We start from the raw sequence: 15,537 nt of genomic DNA on the forward strand, positions 1-15,537 counted from the left end.
TACCGATCAAGGCACAGGCAACCAGCCGTTGAAGCGTCCTTGGGCGTTCAACGGGCACCAGGCGAAATCCCATGGCGAGGGTGGCAAGGCTGAGGGTGCAGCGTCGGCGAACATCGCTTGCTTGCAATCGAACACCGTCATCGATTGCCAGGCCAGGACTACCCCCTGCGCGTGGCTGGTATCGGTGTTGACCCAACACGCTGCGGCGGCCGCCATGAACGCTTCGATGGGTTCATCGTCGATGTGCTGGCGATACGTCGAGCTCAGCAACCAGCGGCACACATTCAGGTGGTAGGTCCAATCCTGCGCGGGCTGGTTGCGATAGGCCCAGGTCATAAAGCTGCGGAACAGGTTCAAGCCCTCGGGCGGGTCGAGCTTGAGCAGGGCTGGGCAGATATCGAACAGGGTGTGCCAGTAGGGCAAAAGGCGTGCATCCAGGTGCACGAAGCAGCGGGAGTTACTCGGGTATTCAGCCCGCGCCGGTTCCGCGCGCAGGCGACGGGACGCCTTGCTGACCAGGCGACTGGCGCCTGCAGGCAATTGTTGGTTCATGAAATGCACTCACAGTCGTGACGATAGAACGCCTCCTGGTCACAGGAAGCCCAAGGCACACGTCAGAATGCGGGGGAAGCGCGGGGATTGGCCGATGGCCAGGCATGGCGCGGCGGCGCCTTGTTGCGTTGTTCATGGGCCGGGCGCGGGGTTTGTCCGAGGCCCAACAGCCACGCCAGTCCAATCAGGAACACCAGGGCGACCGTCAGGGCGGCGCACACCGGGCAGGCAAAGTAGTTCGAGATGTTGCTGGAAGACGGGCTGCCCAACCCTTTGTCGGAAAGTGGCGCCTGCTTACCGTCCACCGAACAGAACGCGCTGCCGATTCCATTGAGCTCCTGGCCCATCATCTGGCCATGGCCCAAACCGCACACGAACAGGTTCATCAGTACGCAGAAGTACAGGGTCCAGACGATTGGCGAACGGTCGGGGTGGCTCGATTTCATGGCGGCGACTCTACCACCGAAGCCGCAAAGGGATGAAATACGGCGGCCCCCTGTGGCAGAACGTCGCAGATTACGTGCCATCGCCAGGGTTGGTAGACTTGGCGCCCTCCTCGTTTACTCCTTTTCAAAGCCTGATGTGTAGATCCAGAGCAATGCAGGCGTTTCACAGGATGCACAGTTGATGAGTACGTTATTCACCCGCCGCAAGGTCCTGACCGGCATGGGCCTGCTGGGTCTGGGCCTGCTGACCGGTTGTGACAACAGCCCCAGGTTGAACTTCAAGTACGGCAAGGACTTGAGCGACAAGATCATGGGCCGCACCTTCAAGCTCAAGAACACCGAGGGCGACACCGTCACCCTCAGCTCCTACCGTGGCCTGATGCCGGTGGTGTTCTTCGGCTTCACCCAGTGCCCTGCAGTGTGCCCGACCACCCTCGCCCGCGCCGCCCAAGCCAAGAAGCTGATGGGCCGCGACGGCGAGATCATGCAGGTGATCTTTATCACCCTCGACCCGGAACGCGACACACCGGAGATTCTCGACAAGTACGTCAAGGCCTTCGATCCGAGCTTCGAAGCGCTGTACGGCACCCCCGAAGAAATCGCCGTGGCCGCCAAGGAGTTCGGGATCTTTTATGAAAAGATCCCCGCCGGCGACACCTACACGCTGTCCCACACGGCCACCAGTTTCGTCTTCGACACGCGCGGCAACCTGCGCCTGGGCCTGCAAGCATCCCTTACCGCAAAAGAGTGCGCAGAAGATCTGCTCACCGTCATGGAGGTCTGCTAATGACTGCCGTTCAACACCTCAAGCGCTTCACCTTCGGCCTCGCCCTCTTGGGTTTCGCCGCCCACGCCAGCGCCCAAGTGCAAGTGACCGACGCCTGGGTGCGCGCCACGGTGCAGGGCCAGCCATCCAGCGGCGCGTTCATGACCGTCACGGCGGACAGCGACAGCAAGTTACTGCGTGTGGCATCGCCGGTGGCAAAGGACGTGCAGATCCATGAAATGAGCATGAAAGACGACGTCATGCGCATGGGCCCGGTAGACGCAGTGGCCTTGCCCGCAGGCAAGGCCGTCACACTCGACCCGAATGGCTACCACGTGATGCTGATGGGCCTGACCGGGCAGATCAAGGAAGGCGACCAAGTACCGCTGACCCTGACGGTGGAAAACGCCAAGGGTGAACAGCAGACCGTGGAAGTGACCGCGCCAGCACGTGGTTTGGATGGTGTGGACCATAGCCATATGGACCACAGCAAGATGCACTGACCCTGCTGCATCAATCCACGATAAACAGCTTCGCCCCAACGCGCGTCGATGAGCGATGCGCTTCCATGTCATTACCTACCTGGTAACTCATCCCGGCCGTCAGCGTGAACTGACGGCCGTCTTCCAACTCCGTGTCCAACTCGCCTTCCAGGCACAACAACACATGCCCGCGTTTGCACCAGTGATCGGCCAGGTAGCCGGGGGTGTACTCCACCATGCGTACACGAGTGTTTCCGAAATGGCAGGTGCGCCACAGCGCATGGCCGGTAACGCCGGGGTAAACGACGGGGTCGATGGCGGACCAGTCGGTGGTGCCAAAGGGGACAGCGGTGAGGTTCATGGGGGGCTCAGTCGTGAGTGATGGTGGAGGGAGGCTATCGGCCTGCAACGGTAGGCGACAGACACAGATCCCATGCTTTTGTGGGATACAGGTGGCGACGCTTGTTATCCTGCCGATCTTGTTCCCGTGGATGCGCGCTGATGCAGATCGACCCTGCTTACATCCTGCTTGAGACCGAGCACTGGCAGCTCAACCATCACCTAGCGTCAAAACTGCCGGGCTACCTGATGCTGGGCGCCAAGGCGCATATTCATTCCCTGGCCGACATGCCGGAAGCCGCACTGGCCGAACTGGGTGGGTTACTGGCCAGGACCCAGCGGGTCATGGAGGCCCAACTCGAACCCAAGTGGCTGTACATCAGCCGCTACGGGCATATGCCAGGGTTCCCGCTGCATTTTCATTTCATCCCGGTGTATGACTGGGTGGAGGATGCGTTCTGGCGGGATGAGCGTTATCGACTGCTGCATAGCTTTGCCGCGCCTGGCCATGCGCAGGCGCAGACCGACGGCGCCGAGTTGACGCTGTTTGTGTGGCGCGAATTTGGGGAAAGTCGGGTGCCGCCGCAGGTTCATGGGGATTCGGTTGACGCGGTTATAGAGCGGCTGCGCGCGGCTTTCCGTACCTGATGAGGGGCAAGGACGGCGTCGAGAGCTTTGTTGCCTGAACCACCGCTATCGCCAGTAAGCCCCTCATTGGGCAGCGCTGCTCATTCAATCCGCTTAGTCATCGGTATACACGCCAACTCCAGCCCCGACGGCGAGCGGTAGATCGCCGGCTGCTCCCCCACATAGCCGCATGCCCGATAGAAACTCGCCGCATTCAACGTCGCATCCAGCACCACCTCTGCTAACTCCAGTTCCCGCGCAAGCGCCTCAAGATGATCCAGCATCGCCTTGCCGTACCCACGCCCGGTGAACTGCGGCAGTACAAACAACGCGCCCACTTCATTGTTGTCGAGGTCGAGCATGCCGGTGGCGACCGGTTCATCGTTTACCCAGCCGAGGTAAAACGGTTTTTCCATCAACGTGCTGTAACCATCGTCGGCACTGCCGCGAGTCCAGAGCGCCATTTGCTCAGCGGTGTAGGCACCGATGCATTGGCTGCGGATGGCTTCGCGGCGGATGTCAAAAGCGGCGTTGGCGTCTTCGGGGGTGGCGCGTTTTATTTCCAGCACAGGGTCCTTCCTTTATGCGTGTTGGTGACTTCAAGGCTTGATCGATACCTTGGAGCCAGACGTGGTTTTTTATATTAGCGCGATCGAGTGGCGCGATGCTGGGGGCAGTGCAACAGTCAGGATGTCGCGACATACACCGTAGACTGTGCCACGTGGCGGGTTTGTATCTATCATGTGCCCTTTCAATCAATGCCCCAGGAACCTGCATGCCCGCCCTCACCCTGCGCAACGCCCTCCCCGCCGACGCTGCCCGTTGCTTTGAGATAGAAATCACTGCCTACGAAGGCGACGAAGCCGCGACCCTGGAGAAGATCGCCACGCGCATTGCGTTGTACCCGCAAGGCTTCCTGATTCTTGAAGCCGATGGCGAGGTGGTGGGATTTATCAACAGTGGCTGCGCCCATGAAGTGGTGATGTCGGACGAAGCATTCAAGGAGTTGGTGGGGCATGCACCCGAGGCGCCGAATGTGGTGATCATGTCGGTGGTGGTCGAACCCGCGCATCAGGGCAACGGCTATTCCACGGTGTTGATGAGCGAGTTTGTGCAACGCATGAAAACGCTAGGCAAACGGACCATTCACCTGATGTGCAAGGAGCGGCATGTGCCGTTGTATGCGCGGCTGGGTTACACCTATGTTCGGCCTTCGCCTTCGGATCACGGCGGGATGGCGTGGCATGAGATGGTGATGCGCCTCAGCCATCCTTGAACCCTGCCCATCGACCACCCGTGAAGGAACCACGACGTGATTCACGCAAGACCGCTGACCTTTCAACAAGCCCTGAAAAAAAACCTCAAACGGGTCCTGACCTACTGGGCGCCCCTCAGCGTTATTTTCGCCGGGCTGGGCACCTTGCTGGGGTTTTATACGCTGTCGACCTATGCCACTGCGATTGGCCGGCCGGATGTGATGGCTGCCGCGATTGAGGCAAAGTCCGCGCTGATCCCCTGGTTGGCAACAGTGATCGGCATGCTTGGGGTATATCTGCTGATTCTGCTCTCAACCACAGTACTGTTCGGGCTCACGGTGTCCTTGTTCAATGACATCACCTCTCTGCAGAACCGGTTGGTGGGTCTGCTTCTGCTGCCTGTGCTGACAGGCATCCTGCTATTGCTGTGGCAGATCTTTGAAGGGCCTGCATTGAGTGACGGGGAAAAACTCGGCTGGACACTGCTCTGGCTCGTTGTGTCACTAGGCACCCTGCTGGCAACCAAGACCTTCAGGGTCGCGGTCGACACATGCGCAACCATGGCGAGCCCCAGCAATGCCAATAGCTGGTCCCTACGCTGCTGGTTCATGTTGATGGTGGCATTGTTGCTGGTCAGTACAGTGATTTCCGCGGTGTTTCCTGCCAGCCTTGTACTGAAAGCCTATACGGGCGAGGACACGCCTGAAGCCGTCAGGCAGTTGATGTTCATCTCGATGTTCGCCGCCAGCGTCACGCTAGCGCCCGTGGTGGTGTTCTATGTCAGCAAGGCTGACCTGTTCAAGCGCCTGGGCCTGTGCCTGCTGGCAGTGCTCATTACCGGGAGCATGGTGATTGGTATTTCGCCGGGGAGCCCTGCGACAATCGTTTACGCGGCAGCACGTGTCATGGACGCGCACACCGTGGTCGAGGCCAGGTTCCTGCTGACGAAAACCTACGCCAAGGAAGACTTCGACAGCGCAGTGTGGGGCAATGTCGAGACCTTGCGTGGACAACCGGTGGTATCGGCATTCCCACTGTTTTCCTTCGGCGATGTGCTGCTTTTGTGCCCAACCCGCCTGATCAACAAAACGCTCAAGGAGTGGCCGGAACATTCCGACTACTGTGTGCTCACTCAAAGCAGCAACGCGATTCGCACACCCAGGAAGTCGGCGCCGGCAACAGACGCTGCAACGCCCTCTGGAAACAAAACAGGACAAGCATCACCCGAACACTCATCAGACGCCTCGCCCCACTGAACCACGGGCCAGCGCCAAGGTTAGGCACAACACGGACGCCATCGCGATGCAGCATGCTCAGATTGAAATCAGCGACCAACCCAACCCCGACGCAGAGCGTATCCTGAGTAGCGGCCTGGCCGCCTTCAACGAACAGGCCGCCGGTTACCATGACCGGCGCCCTTTGACGGTGTTGATCAGAAACCCGCACACCCAGGAAGTCTTGGGAGGCATTACGGGTAGAACAGCGTTCGGCATGGCCTTCCTTGACCTGTTTCACCTGCCCGACTCCCTGCGTGGCACGGGCCTCGGCAGCCAGTTGCTGCAAGCTTTTGAAGACGAAGCTCGGCGTCGGGGCTGCCTGAATGCGGTGCTGTACACCATTAGCTTTCAGGCGCCGGGGTTTTACGAGAAAAATGGATGGGTGCGGTTTGGGGAAATACCCTGCGCGCCCCAAGGCAGCAGCCGCGTTTTTCTCTCTAAACAGCTGTAAAGGTCAAGGCCTCGTCAGGCTTACCAACTCCCCGAAGCCCCGCCGCCGCCACTGGAACCGCCGCCCCCCGAGGAATTGCTGGAGCTGGAGCCACTGGAGCTGGAGCTAGAGCTGGAGCCACTAGAGCTGGAGCTTGAACCGGAACTCCGACTCGAACCCGACCCGGAACTGGCAATGCTCTGCACAAACACAATAAACGCCACGAAGGAGGCCACGGGGATCGCCACGATCCAGCCCTGGTAACCGTGCCCCAGCAGCATCCCTGCGGCAACGTAGACAGCCGTGACCGCCAACGCACGCAGGAGGAAAAAGCGCGGGCTCTTTTTCCAGGATGCTTTGATGACGAAGTACAACCCAAGGTATAAGCCCAGCACTAACGCCCCGCCAAACGGCCACACCAGCCAATGGACATAACTGACTTCTACAAACCGGTTGGCTATCACCACACCGACGACATAGGCCAGCCCCCCCATCACGCAGTAGAACGCCGTGCGCGCCAGCCACAATGCGCCGAAGGTGGCGCCGCCAATCAGGATGCTCAGCGGCAATACCAGCAGATACACCGGCCATTCCCGGCCACCGGCGAACACCACCAGCAACACAGTGACGGCGGCCGTGGCGATTAACGCCCCGCGCCAACCCAGCTTTCGCGCGGCCATCAGCACGCCGCCAATCGCACCAACGATAAACGCGAGCAACACCGCGATGGCCTCGGGCGCAACGCCGGGGCCTGTCACCTGAGGCAACTCTCCGCCGTCCACCAGCACGACCAGATCATCCACGCCTTGGCTGATGCCGCCCACGTAGTCGCCCCGACGAAACGCCGGCGTGATGTGCTCCTCAATGATGCGGTGGGCCAACAGGTCGGTGACGGTGCCTTCCAGGCCGTAGCCCACTTCGATACGCACCTTGCGATCAGCCTTGGCCACCAGCAGCAGGATGCCGTCGTTGACGTCCTTGCGCCCCAGTTTCCAGGCGCGGAACAGTTGGTTGGCGTAATCCTCGATGCTCGCCTCGCCAGTGGAGGGCACCAGCAACACGGCCACCTGGGCGCCTTTGCGTTGTTCGAGGGCGGCGAGCTGCTCTTTCAGACGAGTGGTGGTGCTGGTGTCGAGGGTGTTGGTGAGGTCGATCACCCGCTGGTCAAGGGCGATGCCAATCGGCGAGGTGTCAGCCTGGGCGCTGATTAACGGGCTGGTGAACACCACTACCAGCAGAATCGAGAGAGATTGCCGTAACCACCGCATCATGTTTGTTACCTGAAGTTTCTTCCTGAAGGCGCCGACTTTACCTTATCAGCGCTATAACGCGTGACCCCACGCCGATGACTATCTAAACTGCCGCGTATATAGCAATACGCCATAATTTCGGGACCCACATGGACCTACGCCACCGCAACAACGTTACTGTGATGGGCCGTGGGGCTTCGACCCTGGTGTTTTCCCATGGATTCGGCTGCAACCAGGCCATGTGGAAATACTTGGCACCGCAGTTTGAAGACCGCTTTCGCGTGGTGATGTATGACTTGGTGGGCGCCGGTCTGTCTGACCTGAGCGCCTTCGACAAGACCAAATACAACGTGCTGGAAGGCTACGCCCGCGACCTCAACGAGATCATCGACGCCTATGCCGAAGGCCCGGTGATTCTGGTGGGGCACTCGGTCAGCGCGATGATCGGCACCCTCGCCGATCGCCTGAGCCCCGGCCGTGTCGCTGCCCATGTGATGATCGGTCCCTCACCGCGCTATATCGATATCGATGACTACGTAGGCGGCTTCAAGCGCAGCGATATCGACGACCTGCTCGACACCCTCGACAGCAACTACCTCGGTTGGTCCAGCGCCATGGCCCCGGTGATCATGGGCGCGCCTGGGCAACCAGCGCTGAGTGACGAACTGACCGACAGTTTCTGCCGCACCGAACCGGACATCGCCAAGCAATTCGCTCGCGTCACCTTCATGTCCGACAACCGCCAGGACGTGATCGGCCTGACCACCCCGGTGTTGATCCTGCAATCGAGCGACGACCTGATTGCCCCCGTGGCCGTGGGCGAATACCTGCACCGCGTGTTGCCCAACAGCACCTATTGCCTGGTGGCTAACGTCGGCCACTGCCCCCACATGAGCGCGCCGCAAGCCTGCGCGGCGGCCATGGACACATTCCTCGCGCCTTGGGCGGTTTCCCGTGCCCACTGAGCTGTTCGACAGCGCCGCCTGCGCCTTGGCCGTCACCTCGGAAGACGGCACGATCCTGCAAGCCAACGCGCGCTTCAGTGATTGGTTGGGGTTCAGCAATGCCGAGTTGTGCGGCCATCGCTTCCAGGACCTGCTGACCATAGGCGGGCGGATCTTCCACCAGACCCACCTGGCGCCGATGCTGCGCATGCACGGCAGCGTCACCGAAGTGAAGTTGGACATGCTGCACCACGACGGGCACAAGGTGACCGTGCTGCTCAACGGCAACAAACGCGAACAGGCCGGCGCTGTAGTGCACGACCTGGCGTTGTTCGGCACCACCGACCGGGACAAGTACGAGCGCGAGTTGCTCAACGCACGCAACCTGGCCGAAGCGCTGCTGCAGGAAAAGACCGCTACCGAACTGGCGCTGCACCAGGCACAGGCCGAACTGAGCGAGGCCTACGCCATTGCCCAGCGCCGCGCACTGTTTGCCGAGCAGATGGTTGCGATTGTCAGCCATGACCTGAAAAACCCCCTTACGGCGATCCGCATGGCGTCGGACTTTCTCAACCGTGGCGAGCGCACCGCCAAAGAACGCCAGCTACTTGGGCATATCAGCCAATCATCCGAACGCGCCCAACGCATGATTGCCGACCTGTTGGACTTCACCCAGGCCCGGGTCGGCCAGGGCATCAGCATCAAGGCGGCGCCGCTGGACCTGCATGACGTGATTCATCGCACGGTGGATGAGCTGCGTGTGGCATTCCCCAAAGCGACGTTGGAGCATCAGGCCAAAGGCAGTGGCGGCGCGTGTCTGGACGCAGACCGCGTGCAGCAGATCATCGGTAACCTGGTGGCCAACAGCGTGGCTTATGGCGACCCGCTGCAACCCATCACCATCACCTCGAACCTGGGTGATGGCGCGTGTGAAGTCGCCGTGCACAACCACGGCCCGGCAATTCCCGAAGCCTTGCTGACCGGGCTGTTCGAGCCCATGACCCGCGGCACCGACCAGGGCAGTGACGTACGCAGTGTGGGCCTGGGGCTGTATATCGTGCGCGAGCTGGCCAAAGTGCATGGCGGCGATGTGGCGGTGAGTTCCTGCGCCAACGCCGGCACCACGTTTACGGTGAAGTTTCAGGACAGATAGACACTGCCCTGCATGATCGGCTCGACACTGCCGGTCAACACCACGCCGCCCTCGCCCGCCCAGTGCACGGTGACCGTGCCGCCATCGCACTGCACCTGCACCGTGGCATCCAGCAAGCCGCGCCGGATGCCATTGACCACCGCCCCGCAACAGCACGAACCGGAACCCAACGGCACGCCACCGCCACGCTCCCAGATGCGCAGGCGGATATGCCCACGGTCCAGCACCTGCACAAAATGCACATTGGTCCTGGCCGGGAACAACGGATGAAGTTCCAGCGCCGGGCCTACTGCGGCCACATCGATGGCGTTGATGTCGTCGACAAAAAACGTGCAATGGGGATTGCCCATACTGCACGCCGCCGGGCTGCCGTCGATCGGCAATGTGCCCGTGTCCATGGCCTCGGCCAGCGGCACTGATGCCCAGTCCAACGACGGCTCGCCCATGTTCACCGACACCCGCCGCCCCGACTCGCGCACGCAGGTCAGCAGGCCACGGTCAGTGCGCAGCACAACCGAATCGCCGCCGATTTCATGCATCAAACGGTCGGCCACGCCTCGGGTGGCGCTCCCGCAGGTTTGCAGCGCTGTGCCGTTGGGGTTCCAGAACTTGATACGTGCGACGGCATCTTCGCAATCAAGCACCACGGCCAGTTGATTGAAGCCGATGCCAGTGTGGCGATTGCCCAGGCGGCGGGCGATCTGTGGGGTGATCGGGTCGTCCAGGCCACGGCGGTCGACGATGATGAAGTCATCGCCATGGGCGTGCATTTTTACGAACTGCAAGGGCATGGAGTGTCCTGGGGTCGACCTGTGGAGGAAGTGGAGGATACCCTGAACGCGCCCCTGTGACCTATCGAAGGACCGAACCATGCTTATCGTCTTCAGCGGCTTGCCCGGCACCGGCAAGACCACGATTGCCCGCGAACTGGCACGCCGGTTCAATGCGGTTTACCTGCGCATCGATGTCATCGAGCAAGCGCTTCGCGATGCAGCTGTGGTGCCGGGCGCCAGCGGCTATGGCGTGGCGAACGCTCTGGGCTTGAGCAACTTGCAGTTGGGGCATACGGTGGTCGCCGACTGCGTGAACCCGGTGCAGGAAAGCCGCGCGGCGTGGCGAGCAACTGCCGCAACGGCGGGGGTGGCGTTGGTCGATATCCAAATCGTTTGCTCTGATACGCGCGAGCACCAACGCCGCGTCGAAAGCCGTGAGAGCGATATTCCAGGGCTAATTGCGCCGAGCTGGCAGTCGGTATTGGTTCATGAATACGAACCTTGGGATGACGCGCCATTGACGGTCGACACCGCCCAGATCGATGCGGCGCAGGCTGTTGAAAAGCTCCTCAAGCACTTGCGCGGTTGATTGCCGCGCAACAAAAGCGATCAAGTTGTTGATAACCATTATCAACCACCGCTAAACTCCGCGCCCTCTCACTTCCCAGTCTGTGCCACGCGGCACAGTCGCGCGCAGGCAGCTGACTCTCTTGGCGGATGAAAAACTCCAGCTTTACCTGACCCACCGGGCCGCGCTGCTGGACTATGCCACGCCCATCGTGGGCTGCCGCGCGCGCGCCGAGGACGTGGTGCAGGAAGCCTGGTTGCGTTTCAGCGGCCAGGATGAGCAGGCCGATATCCGCCACCCGGCCAGCTATCTGTACCGCATCGTACGCAACCTTGCCCTGGACCTGACGCGCCGCACCGCCACCGAGCGGGTGCAGCCCGGTGGCGACGAATTGCTCAACGACTTGCCCTCCAGCAGCGCCTCCCCTGAGCGTGAAGTGAGCAGCCAGAATGAATTGGAAGCCATCTCCCGCGCCTTGGCCCAATTGCCCGAGCGCACCCGCCGCGCTTTTGAAATGCATCGGCTGGGCGGATTCACGTTGCAACAGGTAGCCGCCGCTTTGGGGGTGTCGACTGCATTGGTGCATCAACTGGTTCACGACGCGCTGCGCCACTGCATGGACTGCCTGGAGGTGGACGATGACTGAGCGCACCGACACTTTTCTGAAAAAAAACTCTGCTGATGCGTCTTTTGCGGTGAAGGGCGAATCCATGGGATCCTGCCCGCCGTTTTTTGCCTGCGGAGATACGCCATTCATGCCCACCGAGGATAGCGCCAACGCCCGCCGCGACCAGGCCCTGGACTGGCTGATGCGCGTGCAACAGGCCCCGCTGGATGCGGACCTGCGTGGGCAAGTGGCCGATTGGTGCGCAGCCAGCGAGGCCAATGCCAAGGCCTATCGCAAGGCTGAACGCGTATGGCAGTTGACTGGGCATGTAGCGCCGGTCAGCGCAGAACATTGGCCACAGCCCGCAGCGCCACTGCAGCGTTACACCGCCCGCCCGCGCCGGGTTCGACGCTGGGTCGCCGCTGCCATCGCGGCGTGTCTGGTGGTGGCGTTGGCGCCGAGCCTGCTGCTGCGCTGGCAAGCCGATTACCGCACCGGCGCTGGGGAAACCCGCGACATCACCCTCAGTGACGGCAGCGTGGTGCAACTCGACAGCCATTCGGCGATTGCCGTCGACATCGCCGACAATCACCGCGATGTGCGATTGCTGACCGGCCAGGCGTTTTTCAAGGTGACGCCGGACAAGAGCAAACCCTTTCATGTATTGACCACGACATTGCGCGTGACCGTGACCGGCACCGCGTTCAACGTCAATGCTACGCCGGATGATCCGAGCGTCGCCGTGCAACAAGGCTCGGTCAATGTCACCGATGCGCAAGCCCGCCGCCCCCTCGCCAGCCTCGTGCCGGGGCAACGCCTCACCTTGCGCGCCGGGCGCGCCGAGCTCGGCAGTTTTTCCCCCAGCCAGGCTGCTTCCTGGCGTCAGGGCCAGTTGATTGCCGATGACCTGCCGATCAACGAGGTACTGGAACAACTGCGCCGCTATACACCCGCCATCATTGTGCTGCGCGATAAGCAACTGGGTGCGCAGCGGGTCACGGGGGTTTACGACCTGCGCAAACCCAAGGCGGCGTTGCAGGCCGTGCTGCAACCCTACGGCGCAAAAGTCAGCGCCTACAGCCCGTGGCTGCTGGTGTTGAGCAAGTAATTTCCCGGCATTTAAAAATAATTCAGCTTTTTTCTGAAAATCCCCCGCGCTGTCCCGTCTTCTGTCCCGCGCGCAGCAATTGAGATTTATTCGTATTCATTGACTGGCCGGTTTTTTGTGCCGGCGCGGGGATCTTTGCATGACACACACCCTTCACCCGTTCGGTACGCCGGGCACGTGGCCGCTGCGCCTGAAAAAAGGTGCTGCCGCCAGCGTGCTCGGGCTTTGCTGCGCGTTTGGCCCGCTGCCGCTGGCCCTGGCGCAACCCGATGCGCCCGCCTCGGGCCACGTGTTCAACATCCCGCCGCAGCCGCTGGCCGGCGCCTTGATCGCCTTCGGCCTACAGAGCGGCAAGCAAGTGAGCGTTGACCCGCAACTGCTCAAGGGCGTGAGTTCCCCCGGTGTGAATGGCGACATGAGCAACGACGCTGCCCTCGCTTACCTGTTGCAAGGGACCGGCATCGGCTGGGGCTATCAGGATGGCGCACTAGTATTCCATCGCCTGCCCAATGCCGCTGCCGGTGAACCCTTAATGCTGGACAGCACGGTGGTGCTGGGTTTCACCCAGGAAAACTCGTTCCAGGGCGCCACCGTTATTGATCAAAAGGCGATCCAGGCCTTCCCCGGCGCCAATGGTGACATCACCACGCTGCTGCAAATGCACCCCAGCGTGCAGTTCAGCGGTGCGCAGCAGAGTTCCAAGACCCCCGGAGAAATCGACCCGGCGGACATCAGCATCAACGGTGCCAAGTTCTACCAGAACAACTTCATGATCGACGGTATCTCGATCAACAACGACCTCGACCCCGGCGCCCACGGCTACGGCGAAACCCGTCAGTTCGATGCAGCACCGAGTCGCTCCCACGGCATCGCCCTGGACGCCGACCTGCTGCAGGAAGTGACGGTCTACGACAGCAACGTGCCCGCCGAATATGGGGGATTCAACGGTGGTGTAGTCGACGCTATCACCCGTCGGCCCACGCAGGCGCTGCACGGTAAATTCTCCTATTCCATGAGCCGGTCGGCGTGGACGAGTTACCACATCACCGAAAAAGACCAAGCTAACTTCGACAACGCATCCAACGAGCAATACCAGCCCGAGTTCGAGAAGACGACGCTGCGCGGCAGACTCGAAGGCCACCTGACCGAAGACTTCGGCGGCATCCTGAGCTTCTCGCAAAAGCGCTCGGTCATTCCGTTGAACACCTACACCGGGGGCTACAACAGCCCCACCGGCGAGAACACTCGGGACCAGACGCGTCAACTCGACAACTACATGGTCAAGTCCTACTGGAACGTCAACGACAGGCTCAGCCTCGACGGTTCATTTATCCAGGCGCCCCAGGAAAACACCTATTTCCGCGAAAACTACCGCAACGCTGATTTCACCAACATCAACGGCGGCTGGCAGGGCTCGGTCAAAGCCGTATGGGAAGGCGACACGGCGCGCTGGTCGCACACGCTGGCGGTCAGCGACCTCAACAGCTCGCGCCGCTCCGAATCCAATGACGCGATCGCCTGGTTCTACTCCACGACCAAAGACTGGGGTCGCCCGGAAACTACCAACTCCCGTAGTGGCGAGGGTGCCTATGGCAACCTGGACCAGACCCAGAGCAGCATCGACTACAAACTCAAGGCTGACTGGCAGGCCTTCAACTGGGCGGGCACCGAACACAAAGTGGTCACCGGCCTGCAACTGACCCGCACCCAAGCGACCTGGGAGCGGGAAAAAATGGCCACCTCCGCCACCATCAACAAGCGCGACAGCATTGCCACCTGCGCCAACAACGACAACCTGTGTTCCATCGGTACGCTGCTCAACGGGTCCACCCGCCAGTGGGCCGGTACGCGCCTGGAGTACGGCGCCGGCAAGATCGACCTGACGGAAAACAAATACGCAGTGTTCGTCGAAGACGCGATGCAGATCGGCAAGCTCGGCCTGCGTCCGGGGTTACGCCTGGAAGGCGACGACTACATGCAACAACAGAACCTGGCCCCACGTTTTGCCGGTGACTACGACTTCTTCGGTGACCGCAGTACCGTGCTGGTATTCGGCGTCAACCGCTACTACGGCCGTAACCTGTTCAAATACCGCCTGGCCGACGGTCGCCAGGGTTTTAACACGCTCTACACCCGCACCACCCAAGACGGCGCGTGGCGTTCCACTCAAGTGGAAAACCTGAACAAGCTGACCGACCTCAAGGTGCCCTACGATGACGAATGGACCCTGGGGCTTGATCAGGTTTGGCTCGACACCGACTTTCGCCTCAAGTACGTGCACCGCGAAGGCAAGGACAAAATCGTCAAGGCCTCCTCTCGCGTGCTGGGCCTGGGAGCACAAGCCGGCTATGACAGCATCTACTACACCTACACCAACCAAGCTTCCAGCGAGAGCGATAACATCAGCCTGACCATCACCCCCAAAGGGGAATTCAATTGGCAAGGCACCCGCACCAGCGTGCAAGCAGCCTTTGACTGGTCACGCACCAAAGACGCCTACGGCACTTACGAGTCAGGTATCGACGCCGATGAATTCGCCGATGCTGACGTGATCTACGACGGCAAGCGCATGGCCTATAGCGACCTGCCTGCCAGCGACTTCAATCGCCCCTGGACAGCCCGCCTGACCACCATCACCGAGATCCCGCAGTGGAACCTCACCGTCAGTAACTTCCTGCGCTATCGCGGCCCCTACGAACAGATCGTCAGCACCAGCAAAACCGTGACCGTCGACGGCGATGACCTGGCGGTGTACGACGCCGCGACTGTCAAGGCCGCCCCCACGTGGGACATGCGCATCAGTTGGGAAATCCCCACGGGCAAGGAGCAGGCGCTGTTCGCCGCGGTGGACATCACCAACGTCACCGACCACGTCAACGAGATCGTCGGCAGTGGCAGCTCGACCGTCACCTATGAAGTCGGCCGCCAATATTGGCTCGAAGTCGGCTACCGCTTCTAA

General features: G+C 61.2%; 18 protein-coding genes. 12 read left to right on the forward strand and 6 right to left on the reverse strand.

Going from position 1 to position 15,537, the window contains the following annotated elements; genetic code table 11:
* Positions 1-6: 6 nt before the first annotated feature.
* Together ACEN2T_RS14510 and ACEN2T_RS14515 are read right to left on the reverse strand one after the other, a co-directional pair.
* Complete coding sequence (locus tag ACEN2T_RS14510; RefSeq protein WP_032889445.1) at positions 7-552, reverse strand: putative natural product biosynthesis protein; 546 nt, start codon at positions 550-552, stop codon at positions 7-9.
* Positions 553-614: 62 nt separating this feature from the next.
* Positions 615-998: a DUF2946 domain-containing protein gene (locus ACEN2T_RS14515; protein WP_442116892.1), complete on the reverse strand. Its 384-nt coding sequence runs from the start codon at positions 996-998 to the stop codon at positions 615-617.
* Positions 999-1,179: 181 nt separating this feature from the next.
* On the opposite strand from ACEN2T_RS14515, the gene ACEN2T_RS14520 reads away from it, so the two are divergent.
* Positions 1,180-1,785 carry an SCO family protein gene (locus tag ACEN2T_RS14520; RefSeq protein ID WP_032889449.1) on the forward strand — a complete coding sequence of 202 codons (606 nt, stop codon included), beginning with the start codon at positions 1,180-1,182 and terminating at the stop codon, positions 1,783-1,785.
* Entirely contained in the window at positions 1,785-2,267 is a 483-nt protein-coding gene (locus tag ACEN2T_RS14525; RefSeq protein ID WP_095184506.1) for a copper chaperone PCu(A)C, read from the forward strand. The genes ACEN2T_RS14520 and ACEN2T_RS14525 overlap by 1 nt, the downstream gene beginning before the upstream one ends.
* Before the next feature lie 10 nt (positions 2,268-2,277).
* Here ACEN2T_RS14525 and ACEN2T_RS14530 read toward each other — a convergent pair whose 3' ends face one another.
* Positions 2,278-2,607 (reverse strand): DHCW motif cupin fold protein, encoded by a 330-nt coding sequence (locus ACEN2T_RS14530; RefSeq protein ID WP_122756576.1) that lies wholly within the window; start codon positions 2,605-2,607, stop codon positions 2,278-2,280.
* Between the two features lie 140 nt (positions 2,608-2,747).
* Between ACEN2T_RS14530 and ACEN2T_RS14535 the strand changes: the two genes are divergently transcribed.
* Entirely contained in the window at positions 2,748-3,233 is a 486-nt protein-coding gene (locus ACEN2T_RS14535) for an HIT family protein (protein ID WP_442116893.1), read from the forward strand.
* An 80-nt stretch (positions 3,234-3,313) separates the two neighbouring features.
* Here ACEN2T_RS14535 and ACEN2T_RS14540 read toward each other — a convergent pair whose 3' ends face one another.
* Positions 3,314-3,781, reverse strand: coding sequence for a GNAT family N-acetyltransferase (locus ACEN2T_RS14540; RefSeq protein ID WP_442116894.1), 468 nt, complete (start codon positions 3,779-3,781; stop codon positions 3,314-3,316).
* 206 nt (positions 3,782-3,987) lie between these two features.
* On the opposite strand from ACEN2T_RS14540, the gene ACEN2T_RS14545 reads away from it, so the two are divergent.
* From ACEN2T_RS14545 to ACEN2T_RS14555, 3 genes are all read left to right on the forward strand, one after another.
* On the forward strand, positions 3,988-4,488 hold the full coding sequence (locus tag ACEN2T_RS14545) for a GNAT family N-acetyltransferase (RefSeq protein ID WP_442116895.1): 501 nt from the start codon (positions 3,988-3,990) through the stop codon (positions 4,486-4,488).
* 144 nt (positions 4,489-4,632) lie between these two features.
* Positions 4,633-5,724, forward strand: a complete 1,092-nt coding sequence (locus ACEN2T_RS14550; protein WP_442116896.1) for a hypothetical protein — start codon at positions 4,633-4,635, stop codon at positions 5,722-5,724.
* 46 nt (positions 5,725-5,770) lie between these two features.
* The gene (locus ACEN2T_RS14555) at positions 5,771-6,196 is read left to right on the forward strand and encodes a GNAT family N-acetyltransferase (protein ID WP_442116897.1); all 426 of its coding nucleotides are present in this window, start codon (positions 5,771-5,773) and stop codon (positions 6,194-6,196) included.
* A 20-nt stretch (positions 6,197-6,216) separates the two neighbouring features.
* Here ACEN2T_RS14555 and ACEN2T_RS14560 read toward each other — a convergent pair whose 3' ends face one another.
* Positions 6,217-7,446, reverse strand: coding sequence for a TPM domain-containing protein (locus ACEN2T_RS14560; protein WP_442116898.1), 1,230 nt, complete (start codon positions 7,444-7,446; stop codon positions 6,217-6,219).
* Positions 7,447-7,574: 128 nt separating this feature from the next.
* Between ACEN2T_RS14560 and ACEN2T_RS14565 the strand changes: the two genes are divergently transcribed.
* A complete protein-coding gene (locus ACEN2T_RS14565; RefSeq protein ID WP_099602237.1) occupies positions 7,575-8,390 on the forward strand; it encodes an alpha/beta fold hydrolase in 816 nt (271 codons plus the stop codon).
* Positions 8,380-9,522 carry a PAS domain-containing sensor histidine kinase gene (locus ACEN2T_RS14570; RefSeq protein ID WP_032889468.1) on the forward strand — a complete coding sequence of 381 codons (1,143 nt, stop codon included), beginning with the start codon at positions 8,380-8,382 and terminating at the stop codon, positions 9,520-9,522. Before ACEN2T_RS14565 ends, ACEN2T_RS14570 begins: the two co-directional genes overlap by 11 nt.
* Here the strand turns inward: ACEN2T_RS14570 and dapF are convergent.
* Complete coding sequence (gene dapF / locus ACEN2T_RS14575; RefSeq protein ID WP_032889470.1) at positions 9,510-10,313, reverse strand: diaminopimelate epimerase; 804 nt, start codon at positions 10,311-10,313, stop codon at positions 9,510-9,512. The two genes, ACEN2T_RS14570 and dapF, sit on opposite strands and share 13 nt — an antisense overlap.
* A gap of 79 nt (positions 10,314-10,392) precedes the next feature.
* Between dapF and ACEN2T_RS14580 the strand changes: the two genes are divergently transcribed.
* The 4 genes from ACEN2T_RS14580 to ACEN2T_RS14595 all read left to right on the forward strand — a co-directional run bounded on the left by ACEN2T_RS14580 (position 10,393) and on the right by ACEN2T_RS14595 (position 15,537).
* The gene (locus ACEN2T_RS14580; protein ID WP_442116899.1) at positions 10,393-10,884 is read left to right on the forward strand and encodes an AAA family ATPase; all 492 of its coding nucleotides are present in this window, start codon (positions 10,393-10,395) and stop codon (positions 10,882-10,884) included.
* Positions 10,885-11,005: 121 nt separating this feature from the next.
* Positions 11,006-11,509, forward strand: a complete 504-nt coding sequence (locus tag ACEN2T_RS14585; protein WP_032889474.1) for a sigma-70 family RNA polymerase sigma factor — start codon at positions 11,006-11,008, stop codon at positions 11,507-11,509.
* 109 nt (positions 11,510-11,618) lie between these two features.
* Positions 11,619-12,578 carry a FecR family protein gene (locus tag ACEN2T_RS14590; protein WP_442116900.1) on the forward strand — a complete coding sequence of 320 codons (960 nt, stop codon included), beginning with the start codon at positions 11,619-11,621 and terminating at the stop codon, positions 12,576-12,578.
* 139 nt (positions 12,579-12,717) lie between these two features.
* A complete protein-coding gene (locus tag ACEN2T_RS14595; protein WP_099602235.1) occupies positions 12,718-15,537 on the forward strand; it encodes a TonB-dependent receptor in 2,820 nt (939 codons plus the stop codon).

Source organism: Pseudomonas sp. W22_MBD1_FP4 (assembly GCF_052113765.1).
GTDB classification, from domain to species: Bacteria; Pseudomonadota; Gammaproteobacteria; order Pseudomonadales; family Pseudomonadaceae; genus Aquipseudomonas; species Aquipseudomonas sivasensis.